The following is a 25,477-nucleotide window of genomic DNA, read 5'->3' on the forward strand; positions in this document are numbered from 1 at the left end:
TCCCGCAAGGCGGCCGCGTGAAGCGGCCCAGGATCGGCAAGTTCAGCCTGGTGTCGCTGCGCGACCTCGTGGTTGCGTCGCTGCCCACCGTCCTGCTGGTGCTGGCGGCCTGCGTGGTCGCCTATATCGTGGTCGACCCGGCGCCGCCGCGCCACGTGGTGCTGGCCACCGGCCAGGAAAACAGCGCCTACGAGGAATTCGGCCGCAAGTACGCGGCCGTGCTGGCGCGCGACGGCATCAAGGCCGAGCTGCAGCGCTCCCTCGGCTCCGAAGACAACCTGCAGCGCCTGGTCGACGGGAAAGCCGACATCGCCTTCGTGCAGAGCGGCTCGACCAGCGAAGCCCAGGCCGAGCGGCGCAACCTCATGTCGCTGGGCAGCCTGTTCACCGAGCCGGTGTGGCTGTTCCTGCGCGAGGGGAAGAAGAGTCGTAAAGCCGACATCCACAGCCTCACGCAACTGAAGGGCCTGCGCATCAACCTGGGGCCGGAAGGCACCGGCGTGCCGCGGCTGTTCCGCCAGGTGCTGGCCGTGAACGGCGTCGAGCCGGGCCAGCTGACCATCTCCTCGCTGGAGAACACCCCGGCCACCGTCGAGCTGCTGGCGGGACGCATCGACGGCCTCGTGTTCAGCTCCGCGCCCGAGGCGCCGCTGATCCAGATGCTGCTGCAGACCCCAGGCATCAGGCTGTTCGACTTCCGCCAGGCCGAAGCCTATACGCGGCGCCTGCCTTTCCTCACCCACGTGGTGCTGCCGCGCGGGATCGTCGATCTCGGCAAGGATATCCCGGCCCAGGACTTCCACCTGATCGCGCCCACCGCCACCCTGGTCGCGCGCGACGATTTGCATCCGGCCCTGGTCGACGAATTCGTGAAAGCCGCCACCGAGATCCACGGCGGCGCAGGCTGGTTCCAGCAGCAGGGCCAGTTCCCGTCGCCGAAGTACACCGAGATCCCGGTCTCGCGCGAGGCGGCGAAGTACTACCGCGACGGCCCGCCCTTCCTGCAGCGCTACCTGTCGTTCTGGCTGGCCAACCTGTTCGACCGCCTGTGGGTCGTCGTGGTGGCGCTGGCGGCGCTGGTGATCCCGCTGTCGAAGATCGTGCCGCCGCTGTACGTGTGGCGGATCCGCTCGCGCGTCTACCGCTGGTACGGCCAGCTGCGCGCGGTCGAACAGACGCTGGAGAAAGAGCTGGAAACGAGCGCCGATCCGGCGCACTGCGACGAGGTGCGCGCCGGCCTGCTGCGCCGCCTCGACGACATCGAGGCGCGCGTCAACCACATCTCGATCCCGCTCGCCTATGCGGATGCGCTGTATGGGCTGCGGAGCCACATCAATTTCGTGCGCCAGCGCGTGCGCGCCGGCCTGAAGAGCCCTACGGCGGGGTGATCTTCACCACCGCGTTGCCCGAGATCGCGTACAGGTTTCCCTTGCCGTCGCCCGCCAGTCCGCCCAGCGCGGGCAGGGCGCCCGGCCCATTGCCGAGCTGGAGCGTCGTGGCGCCGATGGTGCCGGCCACCGTGGACACGGTCCGGTCCGGCGCGATTCTACGGACCAGGTCGTTGCCGGCGTCGGCCGCATACAGATTGCCGGCGGCGTCCAGGGTCAGCGCGATGACGTGGTCGAAGCGTGCCGCGCCGGCCACGCCGTCGGCAAAGCCGCGGCCGCCGGACAGGCCGGCCAGCACCATCTTGTTGCCGGCAGTGTCGATGCGGCTCACCGTGCTGGCAAAGTCGCCGACGTGGACGGTGCCGTCCTTGGCGGCGGCCACCCCGCGCGGCTGGAAGGCGTGGCTGCCCAGCACGCTGGCGATATTGTCCAGGCGCGCGACGCCGTCGATCATGCTGACAACGCCCGCAGGCGAGATCTTGCGCACGCCGATCGCATTCGCCACCACCACGTTGGCGAAGCCGTCGACGGCGATGCCGCCGCCGTAGAAATAGGGGATGTCGGCGGCGTTCACCACGGTGGCGGTGTCGAGGGTGGCGATGGTGCGCACGGTGCCGGCCCGGTCGATTTCGCGCACCGCCAGGCCGTCGGTGGCGTACAGCCTGCCGTCGGGCGAAGCGGCAATCGCGGTCAGGAAGGAAAAGCCCGCCACGCCGGCGGCGCCGTCGATGCTTTGGCAGCGTTGGGGCGAACCGGCGAGGGTGCCGACGGCGCCCGCCGTGTCGATTCTGCGGATGCTGCAGTTGTCGCGGTCGGCCACGTACAGGTTGCCGGCGGTGTCGGCGGCGATCCCGGCCGGATGGCCGAAGCGGGCCGAGGCGCCGGTGGCGTCGACGTTGCCGGCCTCGCCGGCGCTGCCGGCCACCAGGCCCAGGGTGGTCACGCCGGCGGAAAAAGCCGGGCTGCCGGCGCCGCTCGAACCGCCGCTGCCGCCACCGCCTCCGCAGGCGGCGCACAGGGCCGTTACCGCAATCGACGCGAACGATCGTACTATTTTCGGCGGCATGCCGTTCTCCGAATATTGTGTTTTCGGCATCCTAGCATGGCGGGCGGGCGTGCCTCTCAGGGAAGGACGATCTTGACGATGGTGCTGCCCGAGCTTGCGTACAGGTTGCCCTTGCCGTCGACGGCGATACCGCCCAGCAAGGACAGGCTGCCGGGCAGGGCGCCGGTTTGCAGCTCGTTCGCGCCTGGCTTGCCGGCGATGGTCGTGACCACGCCTGCAGGGGTGATTTTCCGGATCAGGGTGCTCCTCGTGGAGGTGCCGCTGCTGTCGGGGAGCAGGCCGGATTCCGCAGCATACAGGTTGCCCCGCCCATCCAGCGCGAGGGCAACGATGCCGTAGAAGCGCGCTTCGGCGCCGGTGCCGTCCCTGGCGCCGGGTTGGCCGCTGCTGCCGGCCAGGACCGTCGTTTTGCCGGCCGTGTCGATGCGCAGGATCGTGGCGTCGTAGCTGGCCAGGTAGACCGTGCCGGCGGCGTCGACGGCCACGCCGCGGCGTTCCGGAACATAGGTATTGAACCCGGCTTCTCCGCTGGCCGTGCCCTCCAGCATCGTATAGCCGCCCGAAGGGGAAAGCCGGCGCGCGCCGAAGCCGGTGGTCACGATCAGGTTGCCGGCGGCATCGACGGCCAGGCCGTTGCCGAAGCCGATCCCGGCGCCGCGTCCGCCTCCGGTGGGCGATTCCAGCACCGCGACCGTGCGCGTTGCGCCGGTCGGGCTGACCTCGAAGACATCGAGGCCGTAATCGGTCATGAACAGCCTGCCGTCGGACGCTGCCGCCAGGGCGAACGCTGTCGGAAAGCCATTCTGGCTAGTGCCGGTGCAGTAGGTGCCGGCGTAGAGGGAGACCGCACCCGACGGCGTGATCTTGCGAATGGCGCAGGATGCGCCTGCGTAGAGATTGCCGCTGGCATCGATCGTCAACGGCGTGGGCCCGATGAAACGTGCCGCGGTGCCGCTGCCGTCGACTTCGCCGGATTCGGTGGGGCTGCCGGCAAGCACGGAGATCGCGGGTGTGACGACGGGCGGGGTGGTGCCCACCGGCGGCGTGGGGTTGCCGGCGCCGTCGGAGCTGCCACCACCGCCGCAGGCAATGCACAAGGCCATCGACAATCCTGCGCCGATTGTATTCAGAAGCGGGCGAAGCCGCAGCGTGATCGTGGATGCCATACCGGAATTCCTTCGTTGGAATCCCGGCAGGCTAACACGTTGGAACTGTGAAAATTCTGTTAAATTGTCACCGCGCCGCGGCGCGGCGGATCAGGCCCCGGTCCAGGGCAGGCCGGCCTTGCACCAGCCGCCCACGCTCTTGCGGTGGCCTTCGCCGTCGCGGTCGCCTTCGAAGCCTTCGAGGATGTCGAAGGCATTCTCGTAGCCGAGTTCGGTTGCCACGCGCGCCGCGTGGCGCGAGCGCACGCCCGAGCGGCACAGGAAGAGCAGCACGTCGTCCTTGTCCGCGGCCTGCTGCAGCTGGGTGGCGAAGTCCGGATTCGGCGCACCGCCCGGGTACAGGGTCCACTGCACCGCACCGTGCTGGGCCTCGGGGATGGCGGGGCGGCCGACCCAATCGCGCTCCGCATTCGTGCGGACGTCGACCAGCTTGACGCGCGGATCGGTCTTGATCAGGGTGAAGGCTTCCTGCGGCGTGACGGCGCCCGCATAGGGCTGGCCGGGTGCGCGCTCCCTGGCGGCGGCCAGGATTTCCTCGCTTGTGCTCATGGTCGTTTTCCTATCGTTGGTCGTGCTCGCACAAATGGTGCATCATGCATCAAGTTGGTGCATACTGCCGCACTTGCACCAGGCTGGTGCGTATGGATGAGCTCACAGCGAGCCTGCATCAAGTTTGTGCACCGCACCGGTGGTCGATTTTAAGGGGCAAATCGCAGGCGGTCCAAGGACAGATTGCTTATTTGCTCATGGTCAAGTGCTGGCACAGTTTTCGCTTTAACGGAGATGTGCCTGTCGCACGCCCCGTTGGCGTCACCGACACCCCTTTTTCAATCAGGAGAATACGAATGGCAAGGACCGCCGCAGATGTAATGCAGATGCTGAAGGATAACGAAGTCAAGTTCGTCGATTTGCGTTTCGCCGATACCCGCGGCAAAGAGCAGCACGTGACCGTTCCCATCTCGCATTTTGACGAAGACAAGTTCGAATCCGGCCACGCCTTCGACGGCTCGTCGATCGCCGGCTGGAAGGGCATCGAAGCATCGGACATGCTGCTGATCCCGGACCCGGCCACCGCCAACATCGACCCGTTCATGGAAGAGACCACCGTCTTCATGCAGTGCGACGTGATCGAACCGTCGGACGGCAAGGGCTATGACCGCGATCCGCGTTCGATCGCCAAGCGCGCCGAAGCCTACCTGAAGTCCTCGGGCGTGGGCGACACCGCCTTCTTCGGCCCGGAACCGGAATTCTTCATCTTCGACTCGGTCCACTGGAAGATCGACATGTCGGGCTCGATGGTCAAGATCAGCTCGGAAGAAGCGTCCTGGTCGACCGACAAGGAATTCGAAGGCGGCAACAGCGGCCACCGTCCGACCGTCAAGGGCGGCTACTTCCCGGTCCCGCCGGTCGACAGCTTCCAGGACATGCGCTCGGAAATGTGCCTGATCCTCGAATCGCTGGGCATCCCGGTCGAAGTGCACCACCATGAAGTGGCCGGCGCCGGCCAGAACGAAATCGGCACCCGCTTCTCGACCCTGGTCGAGCGCGCCGACTGGACCCAGAACATGAAGTACGTGATCTGGAACGTCGCCCACAGCTACGGCAAGACCGCCACCTTCATGCCGAAGCCGATGAACGGCGACAACGGCTCGGGCATGCACGTGCACCAGTCGATCTGGAAGGACGGCAAGAACCTGTTCGCCGGCGACGGCTATGCCGGCCTGTCGGAAACCGCCCTGTACTACATCGGCGGCATCATCAAGCACGCCAAGGCCCTGAACGCGATCACCAACCCGGGCACCAACTCGTACAAGCGCCTGGTGCCGGGCTACGAAGCCCCGGTCAAGCTGGCTTACTCGGCCCGCAACCGTTCGGCCTCGATCCGCATCCCGCACGTGGCGAACCCGAAAGGCCGCCGTGTCGAAGTGCGCTTCCCGGACCCGCTGGCCAACGTCTACCTGTGCTTCGCCGCACTGCTGATGGCCGGCCTGGATGGTATCCAGAACAAGATCCACCCGGGCGAAGCCGCGAGCAAGGACCTGTACCACCTGCCGCCGGAAGAAGACAAGCTGATCCCGACCGTGTGCTCGTCGCTGGAAGAAGCCCTGGACGCCCTGGACAAGGACCGCGAGTTCCTGACCCGCGGCGGCGTGTTCAGCGACAGCATGATCGACGCCTACCTCGAGCTGAAGATGCAGGAAGTGCAGCGTCTGCGCATGACCCCGCACCCGGCCGAATTCGACATGTACTACTCGTCGTAATCTCTCGACAAGCTGTATCCATGCGGTAACAAAAACGCGGGGAAAGCCGGCCGGCTGCCCCGCGTTTTTCTTTGGATGCGGTATAGTCGGTGGATTCCCCAACCAGGCACACCGTGCCGACTGACCTGATGCGAATGACAAGCTCTGCCGTTTGCCTGCGCCTGGCCGGCATCTACCTGACGCTCGCGCTGGCCGTCCCGGCCTTCGCCCAATCCGTGGTCTACCGCTGCGTCGACAAGGAAGGCCGCGTGCTGTACACCGATACCAATACCGGCAGCTGCAAGGTGGTCGACTCGATCGTCTCCGGCGCCATCTCGACGCCGGCACCGACCCGCGCCCCGGCGGTGGGCATGCGCCAGGGCGCCGCCCGTCCGCCGGCCGCGGCCGCCAGCCCGGCGAATTTCCCGCGCGTCGACAACGCCACCCAGCGCGCCCGCGACGACGACCGCCGCGCCATCCTCGACGAGGAACTGCGCGCCGAAGAAAAGAAGCTGGCCGACCTCAAGCGCGACTTCAACAACGGCGAACCCGAACGCCAGGGCAACGAGCGCAACTACGCCAAGTACCAGGAGCGCGTGGCCCAGATGCGCGAGGACATCGGCCGCGCCGAAAAGAACATCGAAGCGATCAAGCGCGAGATCGCCAATATCCGCTGACCCAATTTCCGCTGACATGACGCCGAACCACGAGCGCTTCGCCGGTCTCGACCTGCTCGCATCGAGCGTGCTGGTGACCGATGCCGCCGGCCTGGTGCGCTACGCGAACCCCGCCGCCGAGCACCTGCTCGAGGTGTCGGTGAAATCGCTGTCGCGCCAGACCCTGGCGGAACTCTTCACCAACGGCGAGGAGCTCGATGCGCTGTGCCGCCAGGCGCGGGCGCACAAGTACGCCGACCTGCGCCAGGACCTGACCCTGCAGCGCGGCGGGCGCGAGCCCCTGCACGTGCACGTGATCGTCAGCGCCGCCGGCGAAGAGGAAGTGATGGTCGAGCTGCGCGAGAACGTCCAGCAGCTCAAGCTCGACCGCGAGGAACGCATCCTCGACCAGAGCCAGGCCAACAAGGAACTGATCCGCAACCTGGCGCACGAGATCAAGAACCCGCTGGGCGGCATCCGCGGCGCGGCCCAGCTGCTCGAACTCGAACTGCCGGACCCCTCGCTGCGCGAATACACCCAGGTCATCATCAAGGAAGCCGACCGCCTGCAGACCCTGGTCGACCGCCTGCTGGCGCCGCACCGCCGCCCCCACATCGTCGGCGACGTCAACATCCACGAAGTCTGCGAGCGGGTGCGCAGCCTGGTGCTGGCCGAATTCCCGTCCGGCCTGGCGATCCGCCGCGACTACGACGCCTCGATTCCCGAGTTCCGCGGCGACAAGGAACAGCTGATCCAGGCCGTGCTGAACATCGTCCACAACGCCGCCCAGGCCCTGCGCGAGCGGATTGCCGCGGGCGACGCCGAGATCGTGCTGCGCACCAGGGTGGCGCGCCAGGTCACCCTGGCCAAGGTTCGTTACGGGCTGGCATTAGACTTGCATATCATCGACAATGGACCGGGCATCGCCCCCGATATCCGCGACCGCATCTTCTATCCGCTCGTCTCCGGGCGCGACGGCGGCAGCGGTCTCGGGCTGACGCTGGCGCAGACCTTCGTGCAACAGCACCTGGGGCTGATCGAGTGCGAAAGCCGGCCTGGACTGACGGATTTCCGCATCCTGATCCCGCTGCCATAAGCGCCGGGATGGTGCGGCCGCGGTCCAACGATGGATGTACTTATGCGGGAAGCACTGAACCAATGAAACCAATCTGGATTGTCGACGACGATGCATCGATCCGCTGGGTGCTGGAAAAAGCCCTGGCGCGCGAGAACCTCGCAACCCGGAGCTTCGCCAGCGGACGCGAGGCGCTGGCCGCCTTCGAGGACGATACGCCCCAAGTCCTGGTCTCGGACATCCGCATGCCGGGCGAATCCGGCCTCGACCTGCTGGCCGCCGTCAAGGAAAAGCATCCCGGCCTGCCGGTGATCGTCATCACCGCCTTCTCCGACCTCGATTCCGCGGTCGCTTCCTTCCAGGGCGGCGCCTTCGAATACCTGGCCAAGCCCTTCGACATCGACAAGGCGGTCGCCCTGATCCGCCGCGCCCTCGAGGAAAGCCTGCGCGAAGCCAGCGTCGAGACCGTGCCCAGCGAGACCCCCGAGATCCTCGGCCAGGCGCCGGCGATGCAGGAAGTATTCCGCGCCATCGGCCGCCTGTCGCAATCGAACGTGACGGTGCTGATCACGGGAGAGTCGGGCACCGGCAAGGAGCTGGTCGCGCGCGCCCTGCACAAGCACAGCCCGCGCGCTTCCCAGCCTTTCATCGCCCTCAACACGGCGGCGATCCCGAAGGACCTGCTGGAATCCGAACTGTTCGGCCACGAGCGCGGCGCCTTCACCGGCGCCCAGGCGATGCGGCGCGGCCGCTTCGAGCAGGCCGAGAACGGCACCCTGTTCCTCGATGAAATCGGCGACATGCCCTTCGACCTGCAGACCCGCCTGCTGCGGGTGCTGTCCGACGGCCACTTTTACCGCGTGGGCGGGCACCAGCCGGTCAAGGCGAACGTGCGCGTGATCGCCGCCACCCACCAGAACCTGGAACAGCGCGTGCGCGACGGCCTGTTCCGCGAAGACCTGTACCACCGCCTGAACGTGATCCGGCTGCGCCTGCCCTCGCTGCGCGAGCGGCGCGAAGACATCCCCATCCTGGTGCGCCACTTCCTGGTGCAGAGCGCACGCCAGCTGGGCGTCGAACCCAAGCGCCTGAGCGAAGAGGCGCAGCGCTTCCTCTCCAGCCTCGACCTGCCGGGCAATGTGCGCCAGCTGGAAAACCTGTGCAACTGGATCACCGTGATGGCGCCCGGCCAGACCGTCGAGGTCAAGGACCTGCCGCGCGACCTGACCACCCAGGCCCAGGCGCTGCCGGCGGCGGCCATGGCGCCGCTGGTGGCGATGCCGGCGCCGTCGGCGAGCCCCTTGCACGGCGGCGTGGACGGCAACGGCATCCCGCCGGCGATGACGGCAGGCGTGCCGGCCGCCGCCGACGGCTGGATCGGCCTGCTCGAACTGCAGGCCGCGCGCATGCTGTCCGACGGCCAGGTCGAGGTGATGGACGTGCTGGGCAAGCAGTTCGAAACGGCCCTGATCCGCACGGCGCTCAAGCACACGCATGGCCGCAAGAACGATGCGGCGATCCGGCTGGGGATCGGGCGCAATACGATTACGCGGAAGATTGCGGAACTGGGGATCGACGGGGCGAAGGACGAATAAGGTCCGGGGGACCTTATTCGAAAGGTCCGGGGGACCTTTTTCGAAAGGTCGGGGGGACCTTATTCGAAAGGTCCGGGGGACCTTTTTCGAAAGGTCGGGGGGACCTTATTCGAAAGGTCGGGGGGACCTTATTCGAAAGGTCCGGGGGACCTTATTCGAAAATGCACCACCACCGTCGTTCCCGGGCAGCCGGGTAGGGTGGGCACGCCGTGCCCACGAGTGACGTTCGCATATCGCCTGCGTCCGCGTGGGCGCGGGAGCGCCCACCCTGCGTGTTAGACTATCGGCATGCTGATCAACTGCGTCGCCTACCAGGAAGGTAAAAAACTCTCCGACATCCCCGTCGAGGACATCAGTGATTATCTGGAGCGCCCCGGCTGCTTCGTCTGGGTCGCGCTGCGCGATGCCACCGACGCCGAGATGGTGCAGATGAAGGAAGAGTTCGGCCTGCACGAGCTGGCGGTCGAGGATGCCGCGCGCGGCCACCAGCGGCCCAAGATCGAGGAATACGGCGACAGCCTGTTCACCATCGTGCACACGGTCGACCTCGAGGGCGACGCCCTGGTCACCGGCGAACTCGCGATCTTCGCCGGTCCGAACTACGTGCTGTCGGTGCGGCGCGATGCGGTCAAGGGTTTCCTTGGCGTGCGCGCCCGCGCCGAGCGCGAACCCCACCTGCTGAGCATGGGCTCGTGCTTCGTGATGTATGCGCTGATGGACGCCGTGGTCGACCGTTACTTCCCGGTGGTCGACATGCTCGAATCCGAACTGGAAACCATCGAGGACCGCATCTTCACCCACGGCGCCCAGCGCCAGAACGTCGAGCGCCTGTACCAGCTCAAGCGCAAGGGCCTGGAGCTGCGCCATGCCGTGATCCCGCTGGTGGATGCCGTCGGCTCGCTGCTGGGCGGGCGGGCGCCGGCGCTGGCGGCCGGCGTCCAGGATTACCTGCGCGACGTCCACGACCACCTGATCCGCATCGCCGGCCGCCTCGACAGCATCCGCGACACCATCGCCACCGCGATCCAGGTGAACCTGGCCATGGTCTCGATCGACGAGAGCGAGGTGAACAAGCAGCTGGCCGCCTGGGCCGCCATCTTTGCCGTGTTCACCGCCTTCGCCGGCGTGTGGGGCATGAATTTCAAGTACATGCCCGAGCTCGAATGGAAGTGGGGCTACCCGATGGCGATCGGCGTAATGATTGCAGTTTGTGTCTATTTGTATCGGCGCTTCCGCAAGGCCGGATGGCTGTAAGCCGGGCAAACGTCATGAAAACGTCATGAAAGTGTGAAAAAATCCGGAAGAAGGCGCCTCGAGCGCCTTTTTTTATTGCTATGCAGCAAATGGAACGAACCGTACGTTGTTCAGCAACCTTACAATTGTTACTAAATGTTCTGTTGCGAAAATGTCTTCCGAGCAGTGTAAATATTGACCGATGCTCAAGCCGGCGATCATTATTCAGTCCGCCGACTTGGGCGACCTTGATCTTCCCAAGCCAGCGACATCTCATCATCGTTTGGGAAAACATCCATGTTCAAAGAAAAAACCCTGTCGCGCGCCGTGCGCGTCATGTTCGCCGGCGCCGTTGGCGCAGGCATGTTCGGCCAGGCGCTGGCGCAGGAGTCGGCACAGGAATCCACCAAGCCGATCGCCCGCGTCGAAGTGACCGGCTCCTCGATCAAGCGCGCCGACGTCGAAGGCGCGCTGCCGGTGCAGATGGTCACCGCCGCCGACATCAAGCGCAGCGGCGCCACCAACACCGCCGAACTGCTGACCACCCTGACCTCGAACGCCATGGCCGGCGCGACCAACCAGGCCGAAGGCGCGGGCCTGTCGACCTACGGCATGTCCAGCGCCAGCCTGCGCGGCCTGGGCGCGAGCAAGACCCTGGTGCTGGTCAACGGTCGCCGCCTCGGCAACTACGCCACCGACGGCACCGCCGTCGACGTCAACGCGATTCCGCTGGCCTCGATCGACCACGTCGAAGTCCTGAAGGACGGCGCCTCGGGCGTGTACGGCTCCGATGCGATCGGCGGCGTCATCAACTTCATCACCCGCCAGAACTACCAGGGCGTGGAAGCCACCGGCTACACCAGCGTCAGCCGCTACGGCGGCGGCCAGACCCACAAGGCCAGCCTGCTGGCCGGCTGGGGCGACTTCGACAGCGACCGCTACAACATCACCCTGTCGGCCGACGTGAGCAAGGACGACGCCATCTTCGGCCGCCAGCGCGACTACGCGCGCACCGGCTGGAACAACAATGGCCTGCGCGACGCCAGCGCCACCCCGAGCGGCGCGTACAGCACCTTCGATCCGTCCACCACCCCCAACGCCATGGGCGTGGTCCCGAATTCGCTGAACTCGATCGGCGAGGGCATCGGCCACGGCCTGTCGCAGGCCAACTGCGCAGCCAACGGCAGCGCCTGGGACGCCAACCTCGGCAAATGCCGCTTCGACAGCTCGCCGTACGTGAACCTGGTGCCGGCGGCCAAGCGCGCCAACATCGGCGGCAACTTCCGCTTCAAGCTGAACGACAACGCCGAATTCTTCATGGAAGGCTTCGTGTCGCGCAACGAGACCACGCAGCAGGCGCAGGCTTCGCCGTACAGCGCGTCCTTCCTGTCGACCGACCCGGCCTTCGCGACCAACAACCAGTACCCGGCCATCGTCGTCGCGCCGAACAGCCCGTACTACCCGACCGCTCTCGCGACCGCGGCCGGCGTCAACGGCCAGCCGGTGACCGTCAGCTACCGCGCCTTCGACGGCGGCGACCGCATCGCCAAGGACACCGCGATCGCATCGCACCTGGTGCTGGGCTTCCGTGGCAACGTCAAGGGCTATGACTACGACGTCGCCTACACCCACAACTCGAGCGACGTCACCGAGCGCGCGATCCAGGGCTACCAGCGCCAGACCGAACTGGTCAAGCTGCTGAGCAACAACCCTGACTTCAACCCGCTGGTCCAGTACCAGTCGGCCGACCTGGCGCGCAAGATCTACGGCACCAACTACGTCGGTCCGGTCATGAACGCCGTGCTGCGCAACGACGCCCTGAACGCACGCATCTCGGGCGACCTGGTCCAGCTGCCGGCCGGCATGGTGAAGTTCGCCGTCGGCGCGTCGATGTCCGACGAGAACCTGGCGATCAACCCGAGCGCGGCTTACCAGAGCGGCGACGTGTCGGGCTACGGCGGCGCCCAGCTGCCGCTGTCGGCATCGCGCAATTCGTCGGCAGTGTTCGCGGAAACCATCGTCCCGATCGTGAAGAACCTGGAAGCCGACCTGGCCGTCCGTCACGACCGCTACCCGAACGCCAGCGCCACCAACCCGAAGGTCAGCCTGCGCTGGCAGCCGATCTCGCAGGTGCTGTTGCGCGGCTCCTACGGCAAGGGCTTCCGCGAGCCGTCGCTGCCTGAGCTGATGAACCAGCAGACCATCGGCACCAGCGCCAACCTGACCGACCCGGTCACCGGCCAGTTCGGCCAGTTCAACCAGACCTACGGCGGCAATCCGAAGCTGCAGCCGGAGAAGTCGGAACAGTCCTCGCTGGGCATCGTCGTCGACCCGGTCAAGGGCCTGTCGATCGCCGTCGACTGGTGGAAGATCAACGTGAACAACCTGGTGACCACGCTGTCGCCGTCGTTCACGCTGGGCCAGGCGGCTGCCGGCAACCCGGCCTACACCGGCCTGGTGACCCGTGATTCCGCAGGCAACATCACCAACATCGTCGGCACCAACATCAACGCCGGCAGCGTGAAGACCGAAGGCGTCGACCTCGACCTGCGCTGGGCACTGCTGAAGAGCCCGACCTACGGTAACTTCAACCTGCGCCTGAACGGTACCTACACCTCGAAGTACGACCTGACCCTGGCCGACGGCACCGTGCAGCGCAGCGTCGCCGCCACCATCGACAAGGACGGCAACGTGCTGAGCGCAGTCTCCAACGGCGGCATCATCTTCCGCTGGAGGGATCAGCTGACCCTGGACTGGAAGTACAAGAAGTTCGGCCTGGCGCTGACCAACAACTTCCAGTCGGGCTACTGGGATGCGGCCCGCGCGGACGCGGACCTGCCGATCGCCCAGCACGTCGGCGCCTTCTCGACCTGGGATCTGCAGGGTACCTACGGCGGCATCAAGAACCTGACCCTGACCGCAGGCGTCAAGAACCTGTTCAACCGCAAGCCGACCGAAGTCATCACTGGTGGTTCCTACTTCCAGACCGGCTACGATCCGACCTGGTACGATCCGCATGGCCAGACCGGTTACGTGAGCGCGACCTACCAGTTCTAACACTGGCCATCGTGTAAACGACGAAACCCGCCGCATGCAGATGCGGCGGGTTTTTTATTGGCGCTGTTCGCGCCAAGTGTGGAATCTTTTTTGCAAGCTCCCGGTCCAACGTCGACCAGAACCGTTGACGGAGGCCTTATGCAAGCACGGCAGTTCGAACAGTTCCTGCAACGCCTCACCAGCTTGACCCGGCGGCAACGCGCCCGCGTGCTCGAACTGCTGCAATCGGCAGCCGGCCTCGATCGCGTACTTGAGATCGTCGAACAGCCCGCTGCACCACTCTGTTGCCCGCATTGCCAGGCCAGCAAACCCTATCGTCACGGTCACGCACATGGACTGCAGCGCTACCACTGCCGCAGTTGCCGTCGCACCTTCAACCTGCTCAGCGGGACGCCGCTGGCCCGGCTGCGCTACAAAGGGCACTGGCTCGACTACCTCGGCGGCATGCTCGACTCCCACAGCGTGCGCCGCGCGGCGCGCGAGATCGGCGTGGCCAGTGCGACCAGTTTTCGCTGGCGTCACCGCTTCCTGGCCTTGAGCAAGGATGACCGCCCGCAGCGCTTGAGCGGTATCGCCGAAGCCGATGAGATGTATGTGTTCGAATCGCACAAGGGTTCCAGAAGCCTCGACCGTCCACCACGAAAGCGTGGCGGCAAGGCGACGAAGCGTGGGATCTCGAACGAGCAGGTGTGCATCCTCGTGGCACGCGATCGCAGCGGCCGGACCATCGACGCCGTGACCGGCAAGGGAAGCGTCAGCAAGCGTCAGCTAGTAGAGCACCTGGGGCCAAGGCTGGAACGCGACGTGCTGCTGGTGACCGACAGCCACGCGGCCTATCCGGCATTCGCGCGGGAGCTCGGGATCTCACATGAGGCCATCAACGCGAGCGCCGGCGAACGAAGGCGCGGTGCGCTGCACACCCAGAATGTGAACGCGTATCACAGCCGGATGCGCGCCTGGCTGCTGCCATTTCGCGGCGTCGCGAGCCGTTACCTGGGCCATTACTTCGGCTGGCGCTGGGCGCTGGATGGGCAGCGGATCGCTAGCCCCGAGGCCTTTTTGAGAGCGGCGCTGGGCAGGTTCAACACCTAGCGCGAACAGCGCCTTTTTATTTGAAGATCTTCTTCGGCAGCATGGCATGCACGCCGACGTTGCCGTCCACCAGCTGGGTGATCTCCATGTCGACCGCCACGCTGGACAGCATGTAGGCGTCGTCGCGCGACAGCTTCTTTTCCTCCACCAGGAACGCGATCATGTCGCGCAGCGCCAGGGTGGTCGCTTCCTTCAGGTCCTTCGAGAAGCCCATCGAGATGTAGTGGGTCGGCGTTTCGGCGCGCGGCCAGATCAGGCGGCGGTCCTTGTGCACCACGAAGCGGAAGGTTCCCGACAGATAGGTCTCCAGCGCGGTGATGTCGACCTCGCCGTTGCCCTGCGCCGCGTGGCCGTCGCCGGCCTGGAACAGCGCGCCCTTCGCCGCCACCGGGATGTACAGGGTGGTGCCGGCCACCAGCTCCTTGTTGTCCAGGTTACCGGCGTGGACGAAAGGCGGCGCGGTGTCGATCTTGCCGCCGGCGGGCGCCACGCCCATGCTGCCGAAGAAGGGACGCAGCGGGATCTCGATGCCGGGCGCGAAATGGCCGATCATCTTCCTGCGGTCGAGCGGGACCACCTTGTAGCGGCCATAGGGATACTCGGTCGGCAGGAAGCCGGAACCGACGCCGAACACATTGCAGGCGAAATCGGCGTCCAGGTCGACTTTCAGGATCTGCACCTCGAGCACGTCGCCGGGTTCCGCTTCCGCGATCGCCACCGGCCCGGTCAGGATATGCCCGCCCGGGCCCTTTTCCTTGACCTCGCTGTAGATGGGGGCCGTGTAGGGCGGGATGTCTTCCGGCCTGACCCCGTTGGCGATCATGCGCTCGGGCGAGCCGCAGGTCGACAGGGCCTGCATGCGGACCGTGTCGCCGGAGTGGACGGTGAGGACGGGTTTCGATTGGCCCGAGTAGTAGCCCCAGGCCACCGTTTGCGGCGTGGCAGGCAGGGTGTATTCGGCGGCGAAGACGGCGGGGCCGGAGGCCAGGAACAGGCAGGTCGAGAGGAGGGCGGTGCGCATGGGACTGTGGTCGAAGTGGCAGCCAGCCTAGTCTACACGCTTGGTGTTTGCGTGGGCACGGTGTGCCCACCCTACGATGCTGTGGTGTGCGTAGGGTGGGCTCTCCGAGCCCACGCACGCTCAGCGAAGCCGGTCAGTCCGACGCGCTGGCCGCGGTCGCGCCGCAGGCAAGGATGACCAGTGCGATCCCGATCCACTGGCCGGGGGCGAGCCGCTCGCCCAGCACCACGAAGCCGGCCAGCGCGGCCACTGCCGGCGAGGAGCTGACCAGGATGCCGAACACCCGCCGCGGCAGCCGGCGCAGCGCGATCATCTCCAGCGTGTACGGGGCGGCCGAGGACAGCACCGCCACCGCCAGGCCGGCTGCCAGCACGAAGGGCGAGAGCAGGGCGCTGCCGGCATAGTGGGCGCCGATCGGCACGATGAAGAGGCTGGCCGCCAGCATGCCCCAGGCGACGATGCCGGAACCGCCGGCCTGGGAGGCGCGCTTGCCGAACACGATGTACATCGCCCAGCAGAAGGCGGCGCCGGCCGCGTAGGCGATGCCGACCGGGTCGAGGGCGCCGCTGGAGCCGCGCAGCGGCAGCAGCAGCCACAGGCCGAATCCGGCGCAGGCCACCCACCCGAAGTCGCGCGCGCGGCGCGAGGACAGCAGCACCACGGCGAGCGGTCCCATCACCTCGATCGAGACCGCGATGCCGATCGGGATGCGCGAGAACGCATGGTAGATCAGCAGGTTCATGGAGCCGAGCGCCAGGCCGTACAGCAGCAGCCAGGGAAGGTCGGCGCGCGAGGGCAGGGCGCGCCAGGGCCGGGTGAATCCCGCCAGCAGCAGGGCCGACAGGCCGACGCGCAGCGCGACCACGCCCTCGGCACCGACCAGCGGGAACAGGTGCTTGGCGAAGGCCGCGCCGGCGTAGGTCGAGACCATCGCCGCGCCGATCGCCAGTACCGGGATGGCGGCGTCCCTGCTCGCGGACGCCACGCTCAGCCGGCCATCGACAGGGCGACCGCTTCCGCGACCCGGATGCCGTCCACCGCGGCCGACATGATGCCGCCCGCGTAGCCGGCGCCTTCGCCGGCCGGATACAGGCCGCGGGTGTTCAGGCTCTGCAGGTTGTCGTCGTGGCGCTTGATGCGGATCGGCGAGGAGGTGCGGGTCTCGACCCCGGTCAGCACCGCGTCTTCCTTGTAGTAGCCCTTGATCTGCTTGTCGAAGGCGACGAAGGCTTCGCGCAGGGCGACGGTGGCGTAGTCGGGCAGGGCGGTGGCGAGGTCGGTCAGGTGCACGGCCGGCTTGAAGGACGGGACCACCGAACCGAACTCGGTGGAAGCGACGCCGCGCACGAAGTCGCCCATCAGCTGGCCCGGGGCGTCGTAGTTGCCGCCGCCGAGGACGAAGGCGCGCGATTCCAGCTCGCGCTGGAAGGCGATGCCGGCCAGCGGGTGGCCCGGATAGTCTTCCGGCGTGATGCCGACCACGATCGCGCTGTTGGCGTTGCGCTCTGCGCGCGAGTACTGGCTCATGCCGTTGGTGACCACGCGGCCCTCTTCCGACGACGCGGCGACCACCGTGCCGCCCGGGCACATGCAGAAGCTGTACACGCTGCGGCCGTTGGAGGCGTGGTGCACGATCTTGTAGTCGGCCGCGCCGAGGATCTTGTTGCCGGCGTTCGGGCCGAAGCGGCAGGCGTCGATCAGCGATTGCGGGTGCTCGACGCGGAAGCCGATCGAGAACGGCTTTGCTTCTATATAGACGCCGCGGTCGTACAGCATCTGGAAGGTGTCGCGCGCGCTGTGGCCGATCGCCATCACCAGGTGGCGGGTCGGGATTTCCTCGCCCGAGGCCAGGCGCACGCCGACCACCTGGCGGTTGTCGCCTTCGCCTTCGATCAGCACGTCTTCCAGGCGGGTCTCGAAGCGGATCTCGCCGCCCAGCGACAGGATCTCGGCGCGCATTTGTTCCACCATCTTGACCAGGCGGAAGGTGCCGATGTGGGGCTTGCTGACGTACAGGATCTCTTCCGGCGCGCCCGACTTCACGAACTCGGACAGGACCTTGCGGCCATAGTGCTTCGGATCCTTGATCTGGCTGTACAGCTTGCCGTCCGAGAAGGTGCCGGCGCCGCCTTCGCCGAACTGCACGTTCGACTCGGTGTTCAGCTTGCGCTTGCGCCAGAAGCCGAAGGTGTCGACGGTGCGCTCGCGCACGACCTTGCCGCGCTCCAGGACGATCGGGTTCAGGCCCATCTGGGCCAGGATCAGCGCCACGAACAGGCCGCAGGGGCCCATGCCGACCACGATCGGGCGCGGTGTGCCCGGAGCCGGTTTGCCGGCCTGGACGAATTTGTAGCCGGTGTCGGGGGCGGGCATGACCTGGCGGTCGTCGCGCATGCGGGCCAGTACCTGTGCCTCGTCCTTCACCTCCACGTCCAGCGCATAGATCAGCACGATGGCGCTGCGCTTGCGCGCGTCGTAGCTGCGCTTGAACACGGTGAAGTCGATCAGTTCGTCTTCACCGATGCCGAGGCGCTTCAGCACGGCCTGGCGCAGTTGGGGCTCGGTATGGTCGAGGGGAAGTTTTAATTCGGCAATTCTCAACATGGTAGGGGTCGTCGCTAGCAAACGCTTGGTCGGTTCAACCTTCTATTGTAACCCGCCGGGGCCGGCGGCAAGAATGCCTCGTCCGCATTGTCCGTTTTCCATGCCTTGCCGGAGTCGGGCGCCATGTCTGTTGCATGTCCGCCGCATGTCCGCCGCATGTCCGCGACGTTGCACCGGCCCAACATTTGACAAGTTCCAGACAAAATTCTTGAATGCACCATAACGGTGCATTATTTCTTGATATAAGAATTTTGTATATACAAATACCGCGCTGCAATAAACTCAAGACGCATGGTATTGACGCATATGTATATGTATTGACTTGATTTTATTGAGGTTTTTTCAAGCGTACGGATGCTTGGGGTAGTCGGAAACGATTGTCTTGCTGCGCCACACAATTGTGCATATCGGGACGCCCTTTTTCGGTGCACGGTTTTTTTGTAATTACGCGGCGCACATCAAGCAATTTTCGGCAATTGACAGTTGCAGAATCGCCATGTTTCTATGTGTGTACATATCCTTAACGAAAGAAGGATACGGCCTTCGCTTGCGGGCGAATTAGAGAGAGAAGTTTTCGATCTGGCTAGTTGAGTGATTCAAAACGTACTACCCATAATAGGAAATCACATGCTTAAGAAAACAGTTTTAGTACATGCGTTGACGCTGGCATTCAGTGGCGCCGCGCTGACCGTCGCCGTGATGGAGCCGGCAATGGCGCAGTCGAACGCCACCGGCAGCATCTACGGCCGCACCACGGCCGGCAGCGACGTCAAAGTATTGATCGAAAATCCTGCGACCGGCCTGCGCCGTGTCCTGGTCCCGGACGCCCAGGGCCGCTTCCAGGCAACCGCACTGCCGCCGGGCACCTATAAGGTTTCCCAGATGCGCGGCGACACCGTGGTGTCGTCGGTCGACGTCGACGCCAGCGTCGGCTCGAACGCGGAAGCCGTCTTCGCGCCGGCCGCCGGCGTGCAGACCGTCCAGATCACCGGCCAGCGCCGCACCATCGACGTCACCAGCACCAGCGGCGGCGCGACCTTCAACGCGCGCCAGCTGGCGGCACTGCCGATCGCCCGCAACATCAACGCCATCATCCAGCTGGCCCCGAACACCACCCGCGTCGACTCCCGCTTCTCCGGCGGCGCTTCGATGGGCGGCGGCGCTGCGTCGGAAAACTCGTACTACATCAACGGCTTCCCGGTCACCAACCCGCTGACCGGCCTGGGTGCGTCCCAGCTGCCTTACGGCGCAATCGCCGAGGCGCAGGTGCTCACCGGCGGCTTCGGTGCCGAATTCGGCCGTTCGGTCGGCGGCGTGCTGAACATCATCACCAAGAGCGGCACCAATACCTGGGAGGCCGGTGCGATGGTGACCTGGGAGCCGGAAGGCCTGCGCGCCCGCGAGAAGGACATCTACTACGGCAATACGCACCAGACCTATAACGCGGCAACCGACGGCACCATCCGTTTCTACCAGCACGACAACACCCAGACGCAGAAGACCTACGGCGCCTATGTCGGCGGTCCGATCATCAAGGACAAGCTGTTCATGTTCGTGTCGGCCGAATACAACGACCGCCAGCGCGGCTACGTCAACCTGGAGCGCATCTCGCCGTCGATGGCCAACAACGGCTGGCGCGACGACGACAAGAAGGTCAAGCGCTGGATGGGCAAGCTCGACTGGAACATCACCGACGACCACCGCCTCGAGTACACCAATATCGGCGATACGCCCGAGCGCAACCTGACCGACAGCGGCTTCGACTTCGCGAACAAGAAACGCACTGGCAACGTCACCTCGCAGCAGACCCTGAACAACGTCAACGACAACGGTGCCGTGGTCAACATGGGCAAGTACACCGGCAACATCACCCAGGACTTCACGGTGACCGCGCTGTACGGCCGTTCGGTGTCGAAGCACGAGAACGATTTCGTCGGCTATAACCCGAACGTGTTCTCGACCACCTCCGACCCGTCGGTGCGCGCGCCGGGCCTGAACTACACCAACCCGCAGGTCATTGCCGGCAACATCCTGGCGCCGGGCTCCAAGGACATCGTCAAGAACGGCCGTCTGGACCTCGAGTATCGCCTGGGCGAGCACACCCTGCGCGGCGGTTTCGACCAGTCGAAGATCTCGTCGCTGAAGGCCGGTGAATTCAAGGCCGGCGGCGGTACCTGGATCTACTACCGTACCGACACCCCGAACGCACCGGTCGACGTGACCGGCGGCACCATGCCGGCGCCGGCGACCGGCGGCGGCCTGGGCACCCAGGGCTACTACGTGGCCAAGGACCTGTTCTCGACCGTGACCGACTCCTTCAGCGAGCAGAGCGCGCTGTACCTGGAAGACAAGTGGCAGGTCACCAAGGACGTGCTGCTGACCCTGGGCGTGCGCAGCGAGTCGTTCAAGAACCAGAACGACGCGCACGTGACCTTCCTGGAGATGAAGAACCAGATCCAGCCGCGTATCGCCGCTGCCTGGGACGTCTATGGCGACGCCAGCCTGAAGGTCTACGGTACCCTGGGCCGTTACTCGGTGCCGATCCCGACCCACATCTCGGTGCGCGGCGCCGGCCGTTCGACCTTCACCGACCAGTACTTCACCTACACCGGCGTGGACGCCAACGGCGCCCCGACCGGCCTGGTGCAGCTGACCCCGCCGCTCTCTGGCAACAACGAGTACGGCCAGGACAAGGTCACCGCGACCCTCGCCGCCCTCGACATGAAACCGTCCTACCAGGACGAGATCAGCCTGGGCTTCGAGCGCGCCTGGTCGCCGAACCTGAACTTCGGTGCCAAGGCCACCTACCGCAAGCTGGGCGCGACCATCGACGACTTCTGCGACGTGCGTCCGTTCGAGCGCTATGCGAAGGCCAACAACATCGCGATCACCAACCCGCTGTGGGGCAACACTTGCCAGAGCTTCAACCCGGGCGAGGACAATGTCTTCATGGTGGACTTCTCGGGCGATACCTCGAAGCTGACCCGCGTTCCGCTGAAGGCCTCCGACATGGGCTTCGACAAGGCGAAGCGCACCTATGCCGCCCTGGACCTGTTCGCCGAGCACCCGTACCGCAACGGCTGGTACGGCAAGATGACCTATACCTGGTCGCGCAACAAGGGTAATACCGAAGGCCAGGTGAAGTCGGACAACGCCCAGACCGACGTGTCGGCGACCTCGACCTGGGACTATCCGGAGCTGATGGTCGGCTCCTATGGTTTCCTGCCGAACGACCGTACCCACCAGATCAAGGCCTACGGTTTCTATGACGTGACCAAGGAATGGACCGCCGGTGCGAACTTCCTGGCAGCATCGGGCCGTCCGCGCAGCTGTATCGGTACCTCGGCACAGCCGGGCGACTCGCCGAACTACGCCAACCAGTCCTTCTGGTGCCTGGGTTCGGACGTGCCGCACAACACGGTCCACCAGCGTGGCAGCATCGGCCGCCTGCCGTGGGATATCAACCTGGACCTGAACATGGCCTACAAGCCTGACTTCCTGCCGGGTCTGCAGGCGCGCGTCGACCTGTTCAACGTGTTCAACAAGCAGACCGTGCAGAACGTGGAAGAGCGCTACAACAGCGGCAATCGTATCCGCAACACCTACGAGACCCCGCTGAGCTACACCCAGCCGCGTTCGGTGCGCCTGACCGTGTCCTACGACAAGAAGTTCTGATCAGCCGAGCCTGAAGCAAAAATGCCCCGGTTCGCCGGGGCATTTTTTTGTTTGTTGCATCAATCAGACATGTCAATTGCATAATTTGTATATGCAAGGTGCATGATTTTTACATTGGGTTTGCCGAATTTGCTTCGGTGAAGTGCGCCTGGCGCACCAGATTGTTGCGCCGCATGGGGCGCAATACGGAACAGTGGGTCTGTAATTCTTGCTAACTTCGGCGATCTTTACCCGAACATTGCAAAAAATCAAATCACGGAGATGAAGCGGCTCGACCGGCATACTGCGACGCAGCATGCTGGCGATATGGATTTGCACCCAATCGGTGCATTAAATTTCAGCTGTGGCAATGCGATGTCAATACGTAAAGAAAATTGACATTGAAAGAATGCATATGCTTTTATGGCAAAACATTATCTTTGTGCACCAAAGAAATGGGCGCCCTATTTTGATCCCTATAAATACAGGTGTCAATACAAAGTGGGTAGGGGCCGTGATTTAAAAAGAAACGGTCTACAAGACTGTTGGAATCGAAAATAAAGGAATCACATGTTGAAGAAATCAGTATTAGTTCACGCGCTTGCACTGGCTTTTGGAGGAGTTGCTTTGACCGCTGCCGTGGTCGAGCCGGCAATGGCGCAGTCGAACGCGTCGGGTACCGTCTACGGCAAGGTTGCTGCCGGCCAGGGCGATACGATCGTCCTGAAAAGCCAGGACACCAACCAGACCCGTAGCTCGAGCATCGACGCCAACGGCAACTTCCGCGTCACTAGCCTTCCGATCGGCACCTATACCGCAACCCTGATGAAGGGCGGTAACGCCGTCGGCACGACCCAGGTGGACGTCCTGGCAGGCCTGGGCGCTGAAGCCGTCTTCACCAGCGGCGCCGTGCAAACGGTGCAGGTGAGCGGCCGCCGTACCCGTATCGACGTGTCGAGCTCGGTCAACGGCGCAACCTTCACCGCGCGTGAACTGGACAAGCTGCCGATCGCCCGCAACGTCGACGCCATCATCCAGCTGGCCCCGAACACCACCCGCGGCGACCCGAGCTATCCTGCCGGCGCCAGCGTTGCCGGCGGCGCAGCCAGCGAGAACGCCTTCTTCATCAACGGCATGACGGTGACCAACCCGCTGACCGGCATGGGCTCGATGGAGCTGCCGTTCGGCGCGATCGCCCAGGCCCAGGTCCTGACCGGCGGCTACGGCGTCGAATTCGGCCGTTCGCTCGGCGGCGTGATCAACATCACCACCAAATCCGGCACCAACACCTGGGAAGCCGGCGCCTACGCGTCGATCGTTCCGTCGTCGACCCGCGCCAAGTACCGCGACCGCTACTACGCCAACACCGGCGCCTTCCCGGCCACCGACGGCACCCTGTACCTGCGCCGTTCGCAGAACGAATCGGAACAGAAGCAGCTGTCGGCTTACGTCGGCGGCCCGCTGATCAAGGACACCCTGTTCGGCTTCGTCTCGCTGGAGCAGACCAAGACCGATACGGGCCAGGTCGCGGGCGCCACCAACGCCACCAACCTGGGCAGCTCGGGCTGGCTCGACACGCAATCCAAGAACAAGCGCTACTACGGCAAGCTGGACTGGAACATCACCGACAACCACCGCCTGGAATTCACCACCATCGGCGACCTGCCGACGTCGGACCAGCAGACCCGTTCCTATGACTACGCGACCGGCGCCGTCGGTTCGGCCGCCACGACGCAGACCCACCAGGAATTCGGCCCGTCGCAGGCCAACGGCGGCAAGTTCAACAGCCTGCGCTACATCGGCAGCATCACCGACGACCTGACCATCAACGGCCTGTACGGCAAGATGAAGTCGGAGCACATCTACCAGCCGAACGGCTACGATCCGACCCTGGCCCAGGTGTCGGCAGCGACCGCCAACCGCTATCCCGGCTTTAACTACACCAGCGGCCAGAAGGTCAGCGGCACCGTGCCGCTGAGCGGCGCGAGCGACGAAGTCGAGTCGAAGCGCCTCGACCTGGAATACAAGCTGGGCGCCCACACCATCCGCGGCGGCTTCGACAACAACAAGATCACGACCAAGGATGCCGGCGTCGGCTATGCCGGCGGCAGCCTCTGGCAATACCAGAAGACGACCAACGTGACCACGCCGCTGGTCGTGTCGGGCGGCGTCCTGCCGCAGCCGCTGAACACCTACGGCGGCATTGCCGCCCAGGGCTACTACGTCCGCAACATCGTCTACCAGACCTACTCGAACGCCTATGCCGGCCAGGACGCCCAGTACCTGGAAGACCGCTGGCAGGTGACCAAGGACGTGCTGGTGACCGCGGGCGTGCGCCGCGAAGGCTTCTACAACGCCAACCAGGATGGCGCCAAGTACATCGAGATGAAGAACCAGTGGCTGCCGCGCCTGAACGTGTCGTGGGACGTGAACGGCGACAGCTCGCTCAAGGTCTACGGCAGCGCCGGCCGCTACACCGTGCCGATCCCGAGCTCGGTGGCCCTGCGCGGCGCCAACGGTTCGAAGTACACCTATGAGTACTTCACCTACACCGGCACCGATGCGAACGGCCTGCCGACCGGCACCACCCGTATCCTCCAGCCGGTGTCGAGCAACAACGAGTTCGGCCAGGCCAAGGATCCGAAGACCGTCGCCGCGCAGAACATGAAGCCGGCCTACCAGGACGAGATCACGCTGGGCATGGACAAACAGCTGACCCCGGACTACACCTTCGGCGTGCTGTTCACCTACCGCAAGCTGCGTTCGACCATCGACGACCTCTGCGATTCGCGTCCGTTCGACGCCTACGCCGCGGCCCACAACATCGACACCTCGAACTACGCCGGCTTCGGTTGCGCCACGTTCAACCCGGGTGAAGACAACGACTTCCTGGTCGACTTTGCAGGCAACAAGAACTACACCAAGGTTCACCTGACCAAGGCCGACCTGGGCTTCGACAAGCCGACGCGTACCTTCGCCGCGCTGGACTTCAGCCTGGAACACCCGTACCGCAACGGCTGGTGGGCGCGCCTGACCTACACCCTGTCGCGCAGCAGGGGCAATACCGAAGGCCAGACCCTGTCGGATACCTCCACCGCCCAGACCGACATCGCCGCGACCCAGACCTGGGACTATCCGGAGCAGATGATCGGCGCCGACGGCCCGCTGCCGAACGAGCGCAAGCACCAGATCAAGGCCTTCGGTTTCTACGACATCACGCCTGAGTGGGGTGTCGGCGGTAACCTGCTGCTGGCATCGGGCCGTCCGCGTTCGTGCTTCGGTACCGACCCGCTGGGCCGTGGCCCGAACTACGGCGGCGCCGCGCACTACTGCTTCGGCGAAACCGCCGAAACCAACGTGCTGTCGCCGCGTGGCGCGCTGGGCACCCTGCCTTGGGAAAAGACGCTCGACCTGAACCTGACCTACAAGCCGAAGTTCCTGCAAGGCCTGCAGCTGCGTTGGGACGTGTATAACGTCTTCAACAGCCAGACGATCAGCAAGGTCAACGAAGTCTACAACGGCGACACCGAGCGCCTGGCGACCTACGAAATGCCGATCGGCTTCAGCGCTCCGCGTTCGATGAAGTTCAGCGCCGAGTACAACTACAAGTTCAAGTAATTGAAAATGTAG

At 65.1% G+C, this 25,477-nt stretch carries 16 protein-coding genes; 10 read left to right on the top strand and 6 right to left on the bottom strand.

Annotation, left to right across the window (positions count from 1 at the left end; all coding sequences use genetic code 11):
* Positions 1–17: 17 nt before the first annotated feature.
* On the top strand, positions 18–1,388 hold the full coding sequence (locus AC1DOQ_RS01685; protein ID WP_477359626.1) for a TAXI family TRAP transporter solute-binding subunit: 1,371 nt from the start codon (positions 18–20) through the stop codon (positions 1,386–1,388).
* On the opposite strand, the gene AC1DOQ_RS01690 is transcribed toward AC1DOQ_RS01685, so the two are convergent.
* The 3 genes from AC1DOQ_RS01690 to AC1DOQ_RS01700 form a co-directional block, all read right to left on the bottom strand.
* Positions 1,375–2,454 (bottom strand): NHL repeat-containing protein, encoded by a 1,080-nt coding sequence (locus AC1DOQ_RS01690; protein WP_477359629.1) that lies wholly within the window; start codon positions 2,452–2,454, stop codon positions 1,375–1,377. The two genes, AC1DOQ_RS01685 and AC1DOQ_RS01690, sit on opposite strands and share 14 nt — an antisense overlap.
* A 56-nt stretch (positions 2,455–2,510) precedes the next feature.
* Complete coding sequence (locus AC1DOQ_RS01695; RefSeq protein ID WP_477359632.1) at positions 2,511–3,557, bottom strand: NHL repeat-containing protein; 1,047 nt, start codon at positions 3,555–3,557, stop codon at positions 2,511–2,513.
* Between the two features lie 153 nt (positions 3,558–3,710).
* Complete coding sequence (locus AC1DOQ_RS01700; RefSeq protein WP_477359635.1) at positions 3,711–4,169, bottom strand: rhodanese-like domain-containing protein; 459 nt, start codon at positions 4,167–4,169, stop codon at positions 3,711–3,713.
* Between the two features lie 296 nt (positions 4,170–4,465).
* Between AC1DOQ_RS01700 and glnA the strand changes: the two genes are divergently transcribed.
* The 7 genes from glnA (at position 4,466) to AC1DOQ_RS01735 (ending at position 14,568) form a co-directional block, all read left to right on the top strand.
* A complete protein-coding gene (glnA, locus tag AC1DOQ_RS01705) occupies positions 4,466–5,881 on the top strand; it encodes a type I glutamate--ammonia ligase (RefSeq protein WP_477359638.1) in 1,416 nt (471 codons plus the stop codon).
* A 134-nt stretch (positions 5,882–6,015) separates the two neighbouring features.
* A complete protein-coding gene (locus tag AC1DOQ_RS01710; RefSeq protein WP_477359641.1) occupies positions 6,016–6,537 on the top strand; it encodes a DUF4124 domain-containing protein in 522 nt (173 codons plus the stop codon).
* A 16-nt stretch (positions 6,538–6,553) separates the two neighbouring features.
* Entirely contained in the window at positions 6,554–7,612 is a 1,059-nt protein-coding gene (gene glnL / locus AC1DOQ_RS01715; protein ID WP_477359644.1) for a nitrogen regulation protein NR(II), read from the top strand.
* Positions 7,613–7,674: 62 nt separating this feature from the next.
* Positions 7,675–9,186, top strand: a complete 1,512-nt coding sequence (ntrC, locus tag AC1DOQ_RS01720; protein WP_477359647.1) for a nitrogen regulation protein NR(I) — start codon at positions 7,675–7,677, stop codon at positions 9,184–9,186.
* 288 nt (positions 9,187–9,474) lie between these two features.
* Positions 9,475–10,440, top strand: a complete 966-nt coding sequence (gene corA / locus AC1DOQ_RS01725) for a magnesium/cobalt transporter CorA (protein WP_477359650.1) — start codon at positions 9,475–9,477, stop codon at positions 10,438–10,440.
* A 276-nt stretch (positions 10,441–10,716) separates the two neighbouring features.
* On the top strand, positions 10,717–13,476 hold the full coding sequence (locus AC1DOQ_RS01730) for a TonB-dependent receptor (protein WP_477359653.1): 2,760 nt from the start codon (positions 10,717–10,719) through the stop codon (positions 13,474–13,476).
* A 138-nt stretch (positions 13,477–13,614) separates the two neighbouring features.
* Entirely contained in the window at positions 13,615–14,568 is a 954-nt protein-coding gene (locus tag AC1DOQ_RS01735; protein WP_477359656.1) for an IS1595 family transposase, read from the top strand.
* Between the two features lie 16 nt (positions 14,569–14,584).
* Here the strand turns inward: AC1DOQ_RS01735 and AC1DOQ_RS01740 are convergent, their stop codons facing one another.
* The 3 genes from AC1DOQ_RS01740 to AC1DOQ_RS01750 form a co-directional block, all read right to left on the bottom strand.
* Entirely contained in the window at positions 14,585–15,589 is a 1,005-nt protein-coding gene (locus AC1DOQ_RS01740; protein WP_477359659.1) for an acetamidase/formamidase family protein, read from the bottom strand.
* A gap of 133 nt (positions 15,590–15,722) precedes the next feature.
* Positions 15,723–16,574 (bottom strand): EamA family transporter, encoded by an 852-nt coding sequence (locus AC1DOQ_RS01745; RefSeq protein ID WP_477359662.1) that lies wholly within the window; start codon positions 16,572–16,574, stop codon positions 15,723–15,725.
* Between the two features lie 2 nt (positions 16,575–16,576).
* Positions 16,577–18,193: an NAD(P)/FAD-dependent oxidoreductase gene (locus tag AC1DOQ_RS01750; RefSeq protein ID WP_477359665.1), complete on the bottom strand. Its 1,617-nt coding sequence runs from the start codon at positions 18,191–18,193 to the stop codon at positions 16,577–16,579.
* A gap of 627 nt (positions 18,194–18,820) precedes the next feature.
* On the opposite strand from AC1DOQ_RS01750, the gene AC1DOQ_RS01755 reads away from it, so the two are divergent.
* A complete protein-coding gene (locus tag AC1DOQ_RS01755) occupies positions 18,821–21,868 on the top strand; it encodes a TonB-dependent receptor (RefSeq protein WP_477359668.1) in 3,048 nt (1,015 codons plus the stop codon).
* A gap of 606 nt (positions 21,869–22,474) precedes the next feature.
* A complete protein-coding gene (locus tag AC1DOQ_RS01760; RefSeq protein ID WP_477359671.1) occupies positions 22,475–25,465 on the top strand; it encodes a TonB-dependent receptor in 2,991 nt (996 codons plus the stop codon).
* The last annotated feature ends 12 nt before the right edge of the window (positions 25,466–25,477 follow it).

This window comes from Massilia sp. 01N417, from assembly GCF_056399645.1.